Origin of the sequence: Curtobacterium sp. MCLR17_032, assembly GCF_003234795.2 — a bacterium.
GTDB lineage: Bacteria > Actinomycetota > Actinomycetes > Actinomycetales > Microbacteriaceae > Curtobacterium.
Map to the genome: position 1 here is coordinate 1,547,797 of NZ_CP126268.1, position 16,179 is coordinate 1,563,975.

A 16,179-nucleotide genomic window follows, 5' to 3' on the forward strand; every position below is an offset into this window, starting at 1 on the left:
GGTCGGACGCGCCGAGCGGCCGCGCGCCGTACCGTGGGGTGGTGTTCCGTCCCGTCCTCCGCACCCAGCTCGCCGTCGACATCGGCACGGCGCTGCTGCTCGGCGGCGTGGTCGCCGTCCTCTGGGCGCAGGGTGGCCAGGGTCCCTGGAGCCTCGTGACGACCGGGGTCCTCACCCTGGCCCTCGCACTCCGCCGGGTCGCTCCGGGCCTGGCCCTCGGGATCGCCTGGATCGGTGCCGTCCTGCAGATGGTGACGCTGCAGACCACCAACGTGGCCGACCTCTTCATCCCCGGTGTGATCTACACCACGAGCGTCTACGGCACCCGACGCATCCGGATCGCCGGCCTCGTCTCCGCGATCGTCGGGGCAGTCGTCGCCGGTGTGTACTACGGCTTCCAGATCTACGGCGTCCGGGGGATCGGCGGCGAAGAGACGCTGAAGGGCGCCGTCCAGTACGGCCTGATGTGGTTCGTCGTCGTCCTGGCCGTCCTGCTGCTGCCCTGGCTCGCCGGTCTGGCCGTCCGGGCCCGGCGGTCGGCGCGGATGAGCCGGGAGGCCCAACTGCTGGCCGAACGCGACGCCGCCCGAGCCGACCGGAACGTCGCGATCGAGCAGGAACGCGTCCGGATCGCCCGGGACATGCACGACATCGTGGCGCACTCGCTGGCCGTCGTGATCGCCCAGGCCGACGGCGCGCGCTACGCCCTCCGCGCCGACCCCGCGGTCGCAGACGAGGCGCTCGACACCATCGGCGCGACCGCCCGCCGTGCCCTCGGCGACGTCCGCGAGCTGCTCGGGGCACTCCGACACGAGCAGGGCACCGCGCCGACCCCCGACGTCGACGACATCGAGCGGCTCGTCGGGCAGATGCGTGACGTCGGACTCGAGGTGCAGGTGGAGCGCGAGGGTGACCCGTCGACGCTGCCGACCACCACGCAGCTCGCCGTCTACCGGATCGTGCAGGAGAGCCTGACGAACGCCTACAAGCACGGGGCGCCCGGCAGCACCGTCCGAGCACGCCTGACCTACCGGCCCGACACCGTCGAGATCGACGTCGTGAACCGCCGCGCCGAGGACGACCGGCCCGGCCCCGGCACCGGCCACGGCCTGGTCGGCATGCGGGAGCGTGCCACCATGTCCGGCGGGAGCATGACGGCCGGACCCCGGGGCGAGGACTTCGCGGTGGCGGTCCGGATGCCGGCTCAACCGTCGACGGGGCAGATGCCCCGCAACACGATCCCGACCCGATGACGACGAGCAGGCGATGACCGACATGAGCACGAACACGATCACGAACCCTCCCGCAGCCGCGCGCATCCGCGTCGCCCTGGTCGACGACCAGGCCCTGTTCCGCACCGGCATCCGGATGCTCATCGGGTCCCAGCCGGACCTGCAGTTCGTGGGGGAGGCCGGCGACGGAGCCGAGGGCATCGAACTGGTCCGCCGGAACCGCCCGGACGTCGTGCTCATGGACATCCGGATGCCGGTCAAGGACGGCATCAGCGCCACCGCCGACATCGTCTCGAGCGGGTCCGACGCCAAGGTGCTCGTCCTCACCACCTTCGACTTCGACGAGGCCGCCGCCAAGGCCATCCGTGCCGGCGCGAGTGGGTTCGTGCTCAAGGACGCCGACCCGGAGTTCCTGCTCGCCGCGATCCGGACCGTGCACGCCGGCACGACGGTGTTCGCCGCCTCGGCCACCCGCGAGCTCCTCCGCCGCTACGAGGACCCGGCCGACCTGCGCTCGACGGTGCCCGCGGCCTTCGCCGGCCTGACCCCGCGCGAGCGCGAGATCTTCGACCTCGCTGCGCGGGGGCTCAGCAACGCCGAGATCGCCGCCCACGAGTTCGTCAGCGAGGCGACCGTGAAGACCCACATCTCGCGGGTCCTCACGAAGCTCGAACTGCGTGACCGGGTGCGTCTCGTCGTGTTCGCGCACGAGCACGGCCTCGTCACCAAGGGCGACTGACCCTCATCCGCTCGGCGGACCCCGACTGGGGATGCCCACCGCGGGGATGACGGACCGGAGCCGGACGGCGGACGCGGGACGGGCCTCCCGGACGCGATCGTGGAGTCATGACCAACCACGCTCCGATCATCCGTCTCGACCATGTCTCCAAGCACTACGGGGACGCCGCGCGCCGGGTGACGGCGCTGGACGACGTCAGCGTCGACATCGGGATCGGCGAGTTCACCGCGGTGATGGGCCCCTCCGGTTCCGGCAAGTCCACGCTCATGCACGTCGCCGCCGGCCTCGACCAGGTCACCGGCGGTCGGATCACGATCGACGGCACGGACATCACCGGGCTCGGCGACCGGGAGCTCACCGAACTCCGTCGCCGCCGCCTCGGGTTCGTGTTCCAGTCGTTCAACCTCGTCCCGACGCTCGACGTCAGCGAGAACATCCGGCTGCCGTTCCTGCTCGGCGGGCACAAGCCGGACCGCGACGAGACCGCGTGGATCGACCGCCTGGTCGAGATGCTCGGGCTCGGCAACCGCCTGACCCACCGGCCGCACGAGCTCTCCGGCGGCCAGCAGCAGCGCGTCGCCATCGCCCGCGCCCTCGCCTCGCGTCCGGCCGTCGTCGTCGCGGACGAGCCGACCGGTGCCCTCGACTCGCGGACCGGGCGGGACGTGCTCGCGATCCTCCGCGGCGCCGCCGACGACTGGGGCCAGAGCGTCGTCATGGTGACGCACGACCCGGTCGCCGCCGCGAACGCCGACCGGATCCTGTTCCTCGCCGACGGCCGCGTCGTCGATGACCGGCCCCGGATGGGTGCCGCCGAGATCTCCGCCACGATGCTCGGCATGGAGGCGGCAGCGTGACCGGCAGCATGAACGGCGTCCGGCAGTTCGCCCCGACGATCCTGGTCGCCGCCCTCGGCACGACCTTCGGCTCCGCGCTCGTCATCGCCCCGGGCATCGTCACCGAGGCGATGTCCGCCACCGGCCTCGACGACATCAGCTCGGTCAAGGCCGTGCTGTCGGTGATCGGCTGGCTGGCCCTCGGCATCGCCCTGTACGTGGGCGCCATCGTCACCGCGAACACCTGCGCGACGCTCATCGCCGGGCAGACCCGCGTGATCGCGCTCCAGCGGCTCGTCGGCGCGACCGGTGCCTCGCTCCGTGCCCGGATCACCCGCACCGGACTCGTCGTCGGCCTGCTCGGCGGGCTCATCGGCGCCGTCGTCGGCACCGGGCTCGCCGCGGTGTTCGTCGCGGTGCTCCGCAGCAACGGCTTCCTGCCCGACCGCTCGTACACGCTCCTGCCCTGGGAGCTCGTGCTGCCAGTGGTCGCCGTCGTCCTCGCCACCTGGGGTGCCTTCGCCGCCGGGTCCCGACGAGTGCTCACCGTCACCCCGCTGCAGGCGCTGTCCTCGAGCGTCGAGCCGAGCCACGAGGACGTCCGTACCGGCACCGCCCGGAAGGTCTGGGCGATCCTGCTCATGACCGTGGGAGCGCTGCTCGCCCTGGTCGGACTGGCCCTCAGCGCGGCGACGCCCCTGGCGGTCCTGCCCGCGGCACTCGGCGGCTTCGTCTCGTTCGCCGGGGTCGCGGTCGGCGCCACGATCGTGATGCCGCCGATCCTGCAGGCGATCGGGCGGATCGGGTCCCACGACCCCGTGGTCCTGCTCGCCGGCCGGAACGCGATGCGCGCCCCGGCACGTACGGCCCGCGCCACGATCGGGCTCGTCATCGGCGTCACGCTGCTCGTCACCTTCGCCGTCGCACTCGGGATCATGCAGCACGTCACCGAGTCCGCCCTGTCCGGGCAGAGCGGCATCACGCCCGCGATGCTCGCCGAACAGCGTGACTTCTTCCAGCAGCTCGACGCCGTCGTCAGCGTCATCGTCGGCTTCTCGGCCGTGATCGCCGCGGTCGGGGTCGTCAACGCCCTGGCCCTCGGCGTGCTGCAGCGTCGCCGGGAGCTCGGGCTGCTCCGTGTCCTCGGACTGACCGGGGCGCAGGTCCGGCGGATGATCGTCACCGAGGCCGTCCAGATGGTCGTCGCCGCCGTCGTCACCGGGCTCGTGCTCGGCACCGCGTACGGGTGGCTCGGCGGGCAGACACTCCTCGGCACGATCCGTGCCACCACGCCGGTGCTGCCGCTGACGACGATCGCGGTCGTGGTGGTCGGGGCGCTCGTCCTGGCGGTCGTCGCCACCGTGGCGCCGGTCCGGCGTGCGATGCGCGTACCGCCGACGGAGGCGCTGGCGGTCGACTGAGTGGTGACCGCCGGTGAGGTCGCCGTCACCGTGGGGGTGACGGCGACCGGGTCCGGTCGCCGCGGCCGTGGGGGTGGCGGCGGCCGGACGGGAGGCACGGTGCCAGCGGGTGCCGTGCCTCCCGTCCGTGACGTGGTCCGTCCGTCACACGGTGCACCGTTCGGGCGCTCCGGTGCTAGCGTGAACCCGATGTACTCGGCACTCCTCCTCCTTCGTCGCCGCGACGAGGCCTGACAACCGGCCCACCTCGTCGCGGAGTCCGTCGTGGCCGCACCGCAACCACACCGACGAAAGCGAACCGATGCAGAACGCGCAGCGCCCCTCCGGGATGCCGATCCACAAGTACGTCCCCTTCTCCGAGCAGATCACCGTCGACCTGCCCGACCGCACCTGGCCCACGAAGCAGATCGACCGTGCGCCCCGCTGGTGCGCCGTCGACCTGCGTGACGGCAACCAGGCACTCATCGACCCGATGGACGCCGAACGCAAGCGGGCGATGTTCGACCTGCTCGTCCGGATGGGCTACAAGGAGATCGAGGTCGGGTTCCCCAGTGCCTCGCAGACCGACTTCGACTTCGTCCGGTCGCTGATCGACGAGGGCGCGATCCCCGACGACGTCACGATCCAGGTCCTGACCCAGGCGCGCGAGCACCTCATCGACCGCACGTACGAGGCGATCGACGGCGCGAAGCAGGCCATCGTGCACCTCTACAACTCGACGAGCATCGTGCAGCGCGAGGTCGTGTTCCGCACCGACGTGCAGGGCGTCGTCGACATCGCCGTCGCCGGAGCGCACATGTGCAAGGCGGCCGAGGCACGGCTGCAGCACGACACGACCGTCTACTACGAGTACTCGCCGGAGTCCTACACGGGCACCGAGCTCGAGGTCGCGGTGCAGATCTGCAACGCCGTGCTCGAGGTCTTCGAGCCGACGCCCGAGCGCCAGGTCATCATCAACCTGCCCGCGACCGTCGAGATGGCGACCCCGAACGTCTACGCCGACTCGATCGAGTGGATGTCCCGCAACCTCGCCCACCGCCAGGACGTCATCCTGTCGCTGCACCCGCACAACGACCGGGGCACCGCCGTCGCCGCTGCCGAGCTCGGCTACATGGCCGGCGCCGACCGCATCGAGGGCTGCCTGTTCGGCAACGGAGAGCGGACCGGCAACGTCGACCTCGTCGCGCTGGGGATGAACCTGTTCACGCAGGGCATCGACCCGCAGATCGACTTCTCGGACATCGACCAGGTCAAGCGCACCGTCGAGTACTGCAACCAGCTGCCGGTGCCGGAGCGCCAGCCGTGGGCCGGGGACCTGGTCTACACGGCCTTCAGCGGCTCGCACCAGGACGCCATCAAGAAGGGCCTCGAAGCACTCGAGGCCCGTGCGGCCGCCGAGGGCGTCGGCGTCGACGACGTCGTCTGGGCGGTGCCGTACCTGCCGGTCGACCCGAAGGACATCGGGCGTTCGTACGAGGCCGTCATCCGCGTCAACTCGCAGTCCGGCAAGGGCGGCGTCGCCTACCTGCTCAAGACCGACCACGCGCTCGACCTGCCCCGCAAGCTGCAGATCGAGTTCAGCGGCGTCGTGCAGCAGCGCACCGACGCCGAGGGCGGCGAGTTCACCTCGGAGCGCATCTGGGACCTGTTCCACGACGAGTACCTGCCCGCCCACGTCGACGACGACAAGTGGGGCCGGTACGAGATCACGAAGACCGCCACCTCGAGCGACTTCGACGGCACGACCAAGCTGTCGGTCGCGATGCGCGTCGACGAGGGCTCCGTCGCGGCCGAGGCCGTCGGCACCGGCCCGATCGACGCGTTCCTGTCCGTGATGGCGGACCAGGGCGTCTCGGTCACGCTGTACGACTACTCGGAGCACACGATGAGCGCCTCGGGCGACGCGCAGGCGGCGTCCTACGTCGAGCTCGACGTCGACGGCGTGCGGCTGTGGGGCGTCGGGATCGATGCCGACATCGCGACCGCGTCGCTCAAGGCGATCGTCTCCGCCGTGAACCGCGCGGTGCGCGCGGGCGCGGCCTCGGGCGCGCCGGAGCTCGTCTCCGCCTGATCCGCGTCGGTCCGGGACGGGAGGCGCGGTGCGGGCCCGCACCGCGCCTCCCGTCCGTCCCCTCCCGCCGTCCCGCCGCCCGCGCCTGCGTCGAGGTCGCGCATCCTGCCGTCTGGCGGCCGCCGCGCCGGCAGTTCCCGCGATCTCGGCGATCACCACGCGGCGGGTCGTGCGACCTCGGCGAGCGGGCGGAGGTGTCGGCGGGGCGGGGGATACTGGGGACATGCCGCTGTACCGGGACGAGTGCGTCGTGTTGCGCACCCACAAGCTCGGTGAGGCCGACCGCATCGTCACGATGCTCAGCCGGGAGCACGGCAAGATCCGCGCCGTCGCGAAGGGCGTGCGCCGGACCGCGTCGAAGTTCGGCTCGCGGCTCGAGCCCTTCATGGTCGTCGACGCCCAGTTCTACGATGGCCGCTCGCTCGACATCGTCACGCAGGCGGAGTCCCTCGGCGCGTACGGAGCCCGCATCGTCGCCGACTACGGCGCCTACACGGCGGCGAGTGCGATGGTCGAGACCGCCGACCGACTGAGCGAGGCGGACGCGGGGCTGCAGCAGTACCTGTTGCTCGTCGGAGCGCTGCGGTCGCTGTCGCGCGGTGAACACCAGCCGAGTGCGACCCTCGACTCGTACCTCCTCCGCGCGATGAGCATCGCCGGGTGGGCACCCTCGTTCAGCGACTGCGCGGTCACCGGGGAGCCCGGGCCGCACTCGGCGTTCGTCGTGCAGCTCGGCGGGGTCGTGGCGGACTCGGCCGCGCCTCCCGGCACGCCACGGTTGGACCCGGCGACGCTCGCCGTCCTCGGACAGCTGCTGGCCGGGGACTGGGGGAGCGTCGACGTGACCGACGAGCGGACGAGATCGCGGGCCTCCGGCGTGGTCGCGGCGTACGCGCAGTGGCACCTGGAACGATCGCTCCGTTCGTTGCCGCACGTCGACCGCACCGAGCACCCGTCACCGCTCGCCCCGCACCCCGGTGGTGTGCCGGCGGCGGTCGCAGCGGTGCCGGCACCTGCCGTGCCGACACCGGACGACCACGACCCCGCCCTCGGAGGAACCCGCGCATGAGCCCTCGCCGTCCCGCTGCCGAACCGGGCCCCTTCCTGCCGGTCGACTGGACCGGCGAGCAGCCCCCGGCGATCCCGAAGCGCTTCGTGCCCGGCCACGTGGCGATCGTGATGGACGGCAACGGCCGGTGGGCGAACCAGCGCGGCCTCACCCGGATCGAGGGGCACAAGGCGGGTGAGGCCTCGTTGCTCGACGTCGTCGCCGGTGCGATCCAGATCGGTGTCACGCACGTGTCCGCGTATGCGTTCTCGACCGAGAACTGGAAGCGCTCACCCGAAGAGGTCCGGTTCCTCATGGGCTTCAACCGCGACGTCATCCGCCGCCGCCGCGACCAGCTGCACGAGTGGGGCGTGCGGGTCCGCTGGGCCGGGCGCACCCCGAGGCTCTGGCGCAGTGTCATCGACGAGCTGCAGACCGCCGAGGAGATGACGGCCGGCAACGACGTCCTGACGCTGACGATGTGCGTCAACTACGGCGGCCGGAACGAGATCGCCGACGCGGTGCGGTCCATCGCGGACGACGTCGCCGCGGGACGCCTCAAGCCGAGCCAGGTGACCGAGAAGACCCTGGCGAAGCGGCTGTACGTGCCGGAGCTGCCGGACGTCGACCTGTTCCTCCGCAGTTCGGGGGAGCAGCGGACGAGCAACTTCCTGCTGTGGCAGTCGGCGTACGCCGAGATGGTGTTCCTCGACCGGCTCTGGCCCGACTTCCGACGCACCGACCTGTGGGGGGCGATCGAGGAGTACGCCAGCCGCGACCGTCGCTACGGCGGCGCGGTCGACACGCCGACGGCGTAGCGCGGCGGCCGCGGCCCGCGCGCCGCCCGCGTGGCCGAGGCTCGGCCCCGCGGACATGTTGCGCCGTTCGGAGGCCGCAATGTGTCCGCTCAGCCGAGGCTCGGCGCGCGCCCGGGTGACGGCGGGCGCGGCTGGCCGCGCGGCGGCGCGGCCGGCGTGCGCCCGGCTGGGCCGCGCGCCGCGGGCCGCGGGCCTCGCGCCGTGCCCGGCGGGGCCGAGGCTCGGCCCCGCGGACATGTTCCGCCGTTCGGAGGCCGCGATGTGTCCGCTCACGCGAGCCTCGGCGCTGGCCGACGGGCCGGCGCGGGCGTCGCGGCCGCGTCAGGCGAGCAGGTGGGCCGCGGAGCGGACCGCATCGAGCGCCGCACGGACACTCGGCACGCGGTCCGCTCCGCGGGCGACGACGACCTCGACGCGGCGCGCCAGGTCGTCGTCCACGGGGTCGATCGCGACGCCGGCCGGGATGACCGTCGTGGCGAGGGCCAGCCGGGGGAGCAGCGCCACCCCGAGCCCCGCGGCGACGAGCCCCACGACCGCGGCCGCGTTGTCCGTCTCGAGGACGATGTCCGGCGTGAACCCCGCGCTCGCGCACGAGGCGAGCAGGTGCCCCCGGCAGCGCGGACACCCACCGATCCAGCGGGCGTCGCGGTGGGACGCGAGGTCCACGACGGTCGAGCCGCCGGGGCGGAGGGGAGCCGGGCCTCCCGTCACGAGCGGCTGGCCGGCAGCGACGGGCTCGCTCGCGACGGGCGGCTGGGCGGCAGCGACCGGCGTGACGAGCGCGAGCGGGTCGCGGCCGAGCGCCCGGGTGACGAGTCCCGGGTCGGGGACGGCACCGACCTCGTCGCCGACGTAGGTGAAGGTGAGGGCGACGTCGACCTCACCACCGCGGAGCAGGTCGAGCGCCTCGGGAGGCTCGACCTCGACGTACGAGGTCGTCACCCCCGGCGCCGTCGCGGCCAGGCGCGCGAGCACCGCGGGCACGAGGGCAGAGGACGCGCTCGGGAACCCCGCGAGCCGGACACGCCCGCGGGTGAGTCCGCCGACGGCGTCGAGGTCCTCGCGCGCCGCGGTCAGCGCCGCCTGGACGTGCAGGGCGTGGTCGGCGAGCACCTGGCCGGCGTGCGTCAGGGTCGCGCCGCGGCCGCCCCGCAGGACCAGCGCGTGCCCGAGGCGCTGCTCGGCCCGGGTCAGGAGCTGGCTGACGGCCGGTTGGCTCGACCCGAGTGCAGCGGCCGCCCGGGTGATCGACCCGCTGTCGGCGACGGCGCGCAGGACCTTGAGTAGCTGGGGGTCGATGTCGTCCATCACACGATGTTACCGGTGGCACAACGAACCTGCTCTGGCGTGATGGCTCGGGCGGCGGGACCCTGTCGGACATGGACTCGTTCCCCGCCGGCCGCGGCTACCTCGCGGCGTGCACCGCCGGACTCCCGTCGCACGGCACGCTCGCCGCGCAGCGCGCCGACCTGGACGCGTGGTCCCGAGGCGAGTCCTCGCCCGCCCACTACGGTGCCCTCGTCGAGGAGGGACGCGCGCTCTTCGCCGACCTGGTCGGTGTGCCGGCAGCGCAGGTCGCGACCGGGTCCCAGACCTCGGTGATGGCCGCCGTCGTCGCCGACGCCCTGCCGGACGGCGCCGAGGTGGTCGTCCCGGACGGCGACTTCAGCTCCGTCGTCTTCCCCTTCCTGGCGCAGGCACACCGCGGCGTGCGCGTCCGGAGCGTCCCCCTCGCCGAGCTCGCCGCCTCGATCGGCCCCGACACCGCGCTCGTCGCCTGGTCCGTCGTGCAGTCCGCCACCGGCATCGTCACCGACCCGGCGCCCGTCCTCGACGCGGCCCGACGGGTCGGTGCGCTGACGCTCTGCGACCTGACCCAGGCCGCCGGGGTCCTGCCCGTCGCCGCCGCGCCGTTCGACATCACGATCACGCACACCTACAAGTGGCTCTGCGCTCCTCGCGGCGTCGCGTTCATGACGCTCTCCGACACCGCGCTCGGCCGCCTGCGCCCCGTCCAGGCCGGGTGGTACGCGGGCGAGGACGTCTGGTCCTCCTGCTACGGACCCGCCATGCACCTGGCCGACGACGCCCGCCGCTTCGACGTCTCGCCGGCCTGGCAGGCGTGGCCCGGAGCGGTGGCCGCACTCCGGCACGCCGTCTCGCTCGACGCGCACACGACCTGGAGGCACGCCACCGGACTCGCAGACCGGCTCTGCGACGCGCTCGGGGCGGCCCGGCAAGGACGCGGCACGGGTGGGCAGGCGATCGTCACGTTCCCCGACGCCGACGGCACCGGCCTGCGGGCGCTCACGGCCGCGGGCATCACCGCGTCGGGGCGGGCCGGACGGCTGCGGATCGCGTTCCACCTCTGGAACGACGAGGACGACGTGACCGACGTGGCGGCGGCGCTGGCGGGGGTGGAGCCTGGCGCGTCGGGGCGGTGAGGGACGGGGCGGCGGTGGGTCGGGCCTCCCGGGCCGCTAGCATTGCCGGGTCCGACCGCACACCGAGCACCCAGCTCGGCGAACTCAGGAGCACCTCAGTGGCACAGCCCTCCCGTCTCGACAGCGTCATCGCCCTGGCCAAGCGCCGTGGGTTCGTCTTCCAGTCGGGGGAGATCTACGGCGGATCCCGCTCCGCGTGGGACTACGGGCCCCTCGGTGTCGAGCTCAAGGAGAACATCAAGCGCCAGTGGTGGCAGCGGTTCGTCCGCGGCCGTGGCGACATGGTTGGCCTGGACTCCGCCGTCATCCTGCCCCGCAAGGTATGGGAGGCCTCCGGCCACGTCGCGACGTTCACCGACCCGCTCGTCGAGTGCCTGCACTGCCACCACCGCTTCCGCGAGGACCACCTGCTCGAGGCGTTCCAGGCCAAGAAGGGCCGCGCTCCCGAGGGCGGCATGGCCGAGATCGCGTGCCCGAACTGCGGCACCCGCGGCGAGTGGACCGAGCCCCGCGAGTTCAGCGGCATGCTCAAGACCTACCTCGGCCCGGTCGAGTCGGAGGAGGGCCTGAACTTCCTGCGCCCCGAGACCGCCCAGGGCATCTTCGTCGACTTCGCGCAGGTCGTCACGACCAGCCGCATGAAGCCCCCGTTCGGCATCGGCCAGGTCGGCAAGGCGTTCCGCAACGAGATCACGCCCGGCAACTTCATCTTCCGGACCCGCGAGTTCGAGCAGATGGAGATCGAGTACTTCGTGCCGCCGGCCTCGGCCGAGGAGCACTACGAGCAGTGGATCGCCGACGCCGTCGCGTTCTACACCGACCTCGGCATCGACCCGGAGAACCTCCGCCGCTTCGACGTGCCGGACGGGGAGCGCGCGCACTACTCCGACGCGACCGCCGACATCGAGTACCGCTTCGGGTTCGCCGGCACCGAGTGGGGCGAGCTCATGGGCGTCGCGAACCGCACCGACTTCGACCTCAAGAACCACATCGAGGCGTCCGGTCAGGACCTGCGCTACTTCGACCAGGCCGCGAACGAGAAGTACGTGCCGTACGTCATCGAGCCGTCGTTCGGTCTGACCCGTGCGCTGATGGCGTTCCTGCTCGACTCGTACCACGAGGACGAGGCCCCGAACGCGAAGGGCGGCGTCGACAAGCGCACCGTCCTGCGCCTCGACCCGCGTCTGGCGCCCGTGAAGGCCGCGGTCCTGCCGCTGTCCCGCAACGAGCAGCTCTCGCCGGTCGCCCGCGGCCTGGCTGACGACCTGCGCAAGAACTGGAACGTGGACTTCGACGACGCCGGTGCGATCGGCCGTCGATACCGTCGCCACGACGAGATCGGCACGCCGTTCTGCATCACGGTCGACTTCGACACGCTCGAGGACAAGGCCGTGACCGTGCGCGAGCGCGACACCATGGGCCAGGAGCGCGTGTCGCTCGACCGCCTGCAGGGCTTCCTGGCCGAGCGGCTGCTCGGCGCGTAGCGCGGCGCGGGGCTGGTGGCTGGGCTGCCGGCCGATGGCGCGCCGCCGGCTGGCGCCGATCGGACCCGCACAACAGAAACCGCCCCGAACCTCGGGATCCCGTGGCGCGGGGCGGTTTCCGTTGTGCGCAGCCGGACGACACCGGCCGGCCGCGGCGGCGGGCGCGGGAATGCGGCGGCGGCGTCGGCGTTGGGGTCAGCATGAACGACTCCGTGAAGGTCGATGTCTGGTCGGACATCGCCTGCCCCTGGTGCTACATCGGCAAGCGCAAGTTCGAGGCGGGCGTCTCCGCGTTCGGCGGCCCGGTCGAGGTCGAGTACCACTCCTTCGAACTGAGCCCCGACACCCCCGTCGACTTCGAGGGCTCCGAGGCCGAGTTCCTCTCGCAGCACAAGGGCCTGCCGGTCGAGCAGGCGCAGCAGATGATCGACCAGGTCGCCGGCATCGCCGCCCAGGTCGACCTGCACTACGACTACGACGCCCTCCGCCACACCAACACGGTCAAGGCACACCAGGTGATCCACCTCGCCAAGCAGCACGGCAAGCAGCTCGAGATGGTCGAGCGCCTCTTCGCCGCCTACTTCGAGCGCGGCGAGCACGTCGGGCAGGACGACTCGCTGGCCGACCTGGCCGCCGAGGTCGGGATCGACCGGGACGAGGTACTGGCCACCCTCCGCGACGACAGCCAGCTCGCCGCGGTCCGCGCCGACCAGTCCCAGGCGCAGGCCTACGGCATCAACGGCGTCCCGTTCTTCGTCATCGACGGCAAGTACGGCGTCTCTGGCGCTCAGGACCCGGCCGCGTTCGAGCAGGTCCTCCGCCAGGTGGTCGCGCTCCGCGAGTCGACGCCCGCCGAGGTGGCCGAGGCTGCCCAGCGTGCCGACGACGATGCGGCAGCGGACGCCGGGGTGACCCGATGACGGGCGCGACGGCTCCCGTGGGCGGTGGGTCGGGCCTCCCGGCCGGGTTGGAGGCGCGACCCGCCCTCCTGACGCTCGTCACGCCCGGCGGTGCGCCAGTCTGTGAAGGCGACTCGTGCTTCGTGCCGGGCGCAGAGGGTGACTGGTCCGAGGTCCCCGACTGACCGGAGTCACGAGCGGGGCGGTTCCTCGTCGGTGATGTCCGCGACCGTCGCGTCGTAGGCGGCGACGAGCGCGTCGCCGTCCACGAAGGCGCTGGCACCGTGTCGGCCGGCCCCGAGCGCGACCCGTCGCCCGAGCACCCGCTCGTCGGCGAACACCGGCAGGTCACCCGTCGCGCCGATCGGGGTGATCGTGCCGCGCTCGTAGCCGCTGGCCTCGAGCGCGGTGGCCGCGTCGGGCATCGACAGCTTGTTCACACCGACGACCGTGCGGAGCTTCTTCCAGGCGATGCTCCGGCCGCCGGGGACGAGCGCCAACAGGAACCCGCCGTCGTGGCGCTTCACCACCAGGGTCTTCACGATGTCGCCCGGGTCGATGCCGAGCAGGGCCGCGGCACCCTCGAGCGAGTCGGCGGCGGGACGCTCGACGACCTGCACGTCGAGGCCGCGGGCGGCAGCGTCGGAGTCGAAGCGGGTGACGGCATCCGGAACGGTCATGTGGAGAACGCTACCGGCGGCCGACGACGTGGGAGAATGGGCAACGTATGACGATCACACAAGCTGCAGCAGCACCGCTGCGCATCGGCCCCATCCAGGTCGATGCGCCCGTCGTGCTCGCCCCGATGGCCGGCATCACGAACATGGCGTACCGCCGCCTCTGCCGTGAGTACGGCGCCGGGTTGTACGTCTGCGAGATGATCACCTCCCGTGCCCTGGTCGAGCGGACGCCCGAGTCGATGCGACTCATCCGGCACCACGAGTCCGAGACCCCGCGGTCGATCCAGCTGTACGGCGTCGAGCCGAACACCGTCGCCGAGGCCGCCACGATCCTGGTCGGCGAAGACCGTGCCGACCACATCGACCTGAACTTCGGGTGCCCGGTGCCGAAGGTCACGCGGAAGGGCGGGGGCGCGGCGCTGCCGTGGAAGCTCGACCTGTTCCGCGACCTCGTCACGAAGACGGTCCGGGCAGCGGGTGACGTCCCGGTCACCGTGAAGATGCGCAAGGGCATCGACGGCGACCACCTGACCTACCTCGACGCCGCCCGCATCGCGCGGGACGCCGGCGTCGCGAGTGTCGCCCTGCACGCCCGGACCGCCAACGAGCACTACTCGGGCCAGGCGGACTGGTCGGCGATCGCGACCCTCAAGGAGACGATCACCGACATCCCGGTCCTCGGCAACGGCGACATCTGGTCCGCCGCCGACGCACTGCGGATGGTCGACGAGACCGGCTGCGACGGCGTGGTCGTCGGGCGCGGCTGCCTGGGCCGTCCGTGGCTGTTCGGCGACCTGGCCGCGGCGTTCCGTGGTGAGGACCTCCGGGCCGCCCCGGGCCTCGGCGAGGTCGCAGTCGCGTTCCGTCGGCACGCCGAACTGCTGGTCGAGTTCTTCGAGTCGGAAGAGCACGGCTGCCGGGACATCCGGAAGCACGTGGCCTGGTACTTCAAGGGGTACCCGATCGGTGGCGAGGTCCGTTCCGGTCTCGCGATGGCCTCGAGCCTGCAGGAGATCGACGACCTGCTCGGCCAGCTCGACTGGACGGCGCCGTACCCGGGAGCCGACGTCGAGGGCCCGCGTGGTCGTGCCGGACACGCCAAGCGGACGGCGCTGCCGGACCGTTGGCTCGAGAGCCGCGACGTCGACTCGGAGTTCCGAAAGGTCCTGGCCGCCGCCGAGATGCACCACAGCGGCGGATGAGCGCCACCTCGTCGTACGGCCCGGCCGACGCCGACCGCTGGTTCCCCGAGGAGCACGGCAACCGGCGGAGCGACTTCGCCCGTGACCGTGCCCGCCTGCTGCACTCCAGCGCACTCCGTCGCCTTGCTGCCAAGACGCAGGTGCTCAGTCCGACGACCGGGCTGGACTTCGCCCGGAACCGCCTGACGCACTCGCTCGAGGTCGCCCAGGTCGGCCGTGAGCTCGCCGACAGTCTGGGCCTCGACCCGGACGTCGTCGACACCGCCTGCCTGGCGCACGACATCGGGCACCCGCCGTTCGGCCACAACGGCGAGACCGCGGTGAACGCCTGGGCCGCCGACATCGGCGGCTTCGAGGGCAACGCGCAGACCCTGCGACTGCTCACCCGGCTCGAGCCGAAGGTCTACGGCGACGACGGACGCGCCTACGGCCTCAACCTGACCCGCGCCTCGCTCGACGCCAGCTGCAAGTACCCGTGGCCGGCGTCGCAGGGTGTCGGCGAGGCATCGTCCGGCCGCACGAAGTTCGGCTTCTACGACGAGGACCACGAGGCCTTCGCCTGGCTCCGCGCCGGCGCACCCCGTCGGCAGCGCTGCATCGAGGCCCAGGTGATGGACCTGTCCGACGACATCGCGTACTCGGTGCACGACTTCGAGGACGCCGTCGTCGCGGGCTTCATCGACGTCGCCGCTCTGGGCGACCGCGTCGGCGAGAACGACATCGTCACCGCCATGCACGCCTGGGTCGGCGACGACCTGAGCCGCGACGAACTGCTCGAGGCATTCGACCGACTGCGCGGGATGTCCCTCTGGATGACCGAGTACGACGGCTCCCGGCAGGCGCAGGCGCGGCTCAAGAACCTGACCAGCCAGCTCATCGGCCGGTTCGCCCGCACGGCGACGACCGCGACGCGCGAGGCCTATGCCTCGGGCTCGCTCGTCCGGTTCGCGGCGAGCGTCGTCACGCCGCCGGAGATCATCGGCGAGATCGCGGTGCTCAAGGGCATCGTGGCGGCGTTCGTGATGACGCAGGGCGACCGGCAGCCGGTGTACGAGGACCAGCGCCGTGTGCTGACCGAGCTGCTCGACGTCCTCGCCGACCGCGGTGCCGACGCGCTGGAGCCCGGGTTCGCGGCCGATTGGCGCACCGCCGCCGACGACCAGGGACGCCTCCGGGCCGTCGTCGACCAGGTCGCCAGCCTCACCGACCAGGGCGCGCTCGCCTGGCACAAGCGGCTGGTCGTCGGGGAGCGCGAGCCCGCCCACATCGCGGTCTGAGCCGAACCGCCGACCGGACGCCACCGGC

General features: G+C 72.5%; 14 protein-coding genes. 12 read left to right on the plus strand and 2 right to left on the minus strand.

What is annotated here, in order from left to right; genetic code table 11:
• Positions 1 to 41 precede the first annotated feature (41 nt).
• From DEI97_RS07265 to DEI97_RS07295, 7 genes are all read left to right on the plus strand, one after another.
• The gene (locus DEI97_RS07265; protein WP_146248234.1) at positions 42 to 1,253 is read left to right on the plus strand and encodes a sensor histidine kinase; all 1,212 of its coding nucleotides are present in this window, start codon (positions 42 to 44) and stop codon (positions 1,251 to 1,253) included.
• Between the two features lie 13 nt (positions 1,254 to 1,266).
• Positions 1,267 to 1,971, plus strand: coding sequence for a response regulator (locus tag DEI97_RS07270; RefSeq protein ID WP_258376787.1), 705 nt, complete (start codon positions 1,267 to 1,269; stop codon positions 1,969 to 1,971).
• Between the two features lie 107 nt (positions 1,972 to 2,078).
• A complete protein-coding gene (locus DEI97_RS07275; RefSeq protein ID WP_111076094.1) occupies positions 2,079 to 2,828 on the plus strand; it encodes an ABC transporter ATP-binding protein in 750 nt (249 codons plus the stop codon).
• Positions 2,825 to 4,228, plus strand: a complete 1,404-nt coding sequence (locus DEI97_RS07280) for an ABC transporter permease (protein ID WP_111076093.1) — start codon at positions 2,825 to 2,827, stop codon at positions 4,226 to 4,228. Before DEI97_RS07275 ends, DEI97_RS07280 begins: the two co-directional genes overlap by 4 nt.
• Positions 4,229 to 4,529: 301 nt before the next feature.
• The gene (leuA, locus tag DEI97_RS07285; protein WP_111076091.1) at positions 4,530 to 6,299 is read left to right on the plus strand and encodes a 2-isopropylmalate synthase; all 1,770 of its coding nucleotides are present in this window, start codon (positions 4,530 to 4,532) and stop codon (positions 6,297 to 6,299) included.
• 223 nt (positions 6,300 to 6,522) lie between these two features.
• Complete coding sequence (recO, locus tag DEI97_RS07290) at positions 6,523 to 7,368, plus strand: DNA repair protein RecO (RefSeq protein WP_111076090.1); 846 nt, start codon at positions 6,523 to 6,525, stop codon at positions 7,366 to 7,368.
• Positions 7,365 to 8,165, plus strand: a complete 801-nt coding sequence (locus DEI97_RS07295; protein WP_111076089.1) for an isoprenyl transferase — start codon at positions 7,365 to 7,367, stop codon at positions 8,163 to 8,165. The genes recO and DEI97_RS07295 overlap by 4 nt, the downstream gene beginning before the upstream one ends.
• A 321-nt stretch (positions 8,166 to 8,486) precedes the next feature.
• On the opposite strand, the gene DEI97_RS07300 is transcribed toward DEI97_RS07295, so the two are convergent.
• On the minus strand, positions 8,487 to 9,473 hold the full coding sequence (locus DEI97_RS07300) for a LysR family transcriptional regulator (RefSeq protein WP_111076088.1): 987 nt from the start codon (positions 9,471 to 9,473) through the stop codon (positions 8,487 to 8,489).
• A gap of 71 nt (positions 9,474 to 9,544) precedes the next feature.
• Here DEI97_RS07300 and DEI97_RS07305 point away from each other — a divergent pair, with 71 nt between their 5' ends.
• The 3 genes from DEI97_RS07305 to DEI97_RS07315 all read left to right on the plus strand — a co-directional run bounded on the left by DEI97_RS07305 (position 9,545) and on the right by DEI97_RS07315 (position 13,013).
• Positions 9,545 to 10,609, plus strand: coding sequence for an aminotransferase class V-fold PLP-dependent enzyme (locus DEI97_RS07305; protein WP_284158339.1), 1,065 nt, complete (start codon positions 9,545 to 9,547; stop codon positions 10,607 to 10,609).
• A 98-nt stretch (positions 10,610 to 10,707) separates the two neighbouring features.
• Positions 10,708 to 12,093: a glycine--tRNA ligase gene (locus tag DEI97_RS07310; protein WP_111076375.1), complete on the plus strand. Its 1,386-nt coding sequence runs from the start codon at positions 10,708 to 10,710 to the stop codon at positions 12,091 to 12,093.
• A gap of 200 nt (positions 12,094 to 12,293) precedes the next feature.
• Complete coding sequence (locus tag DEI97_RS07315; protein WP_111076376.1) at positions 12,294 to 13,013, plus strand: DsbA family oxidoreductase; 720 nt, start codon at positions 12,294 to 12,296, stop codon at positions 13,011 to 13,013.
• 170 nt (positions 13,014 to 13,183) lie between these two features.
• Here DEI97_RS07315 and DEI97_RS07320 read toward each other — a convergent pair whose 3' ends face one another.
• Positions 13,184 to 13,672, minus strand: coding sequence for an aminoacyl-tRNA deacylase (locus tag DEI97_RS07320; protein ID WP_111076377.1), 489 nt, complete (start codon positions 13,670 to 13,672; stop codon positions 13,184 to 13,186).
• A 47-nt stretch (positions 13,673 to 13,719) separates the two neighbouring features.
• On the opposite strand from DEI97_RS07320, the gene dusB reads away from it, so the two are divergent.
• Both dusB and DEI97_RS07330 read left to right on the plus strand, forming a co-directional pair.
• Positions 13,720 to 14,874, plus strand: coding sequence for a tRNA dihydrouridine synthase DusB (gene dusB, locus DEI97_RS07325; RefSeq protein ID WP_111076378.1), 1,155 nt, complete (start codon positions 13,720 to 13,722; stop codon positions 14,872 to 14,874).
• Positions 14,871 to 16,151 carry a deoxyguanosinetriphosphate triphosphohydrolase gene (locus tag DEI97_RS07330; protein ID WP_111076379.1) on the plus strand — a complete coding sequence of 427 codons (1,281 nt, stop codon included), beginning with the start codon at positions 14,871 to 14,873 and terminating at the stop codon, positions 16,149 to 16,151. The genes dusB and DEI97_RS07330 overlap by 4 nt, the downstream gene beginning before the upstream one ends.
• Positions 16,152 to 16,179 lie beyond the last annotated feature (28 nt).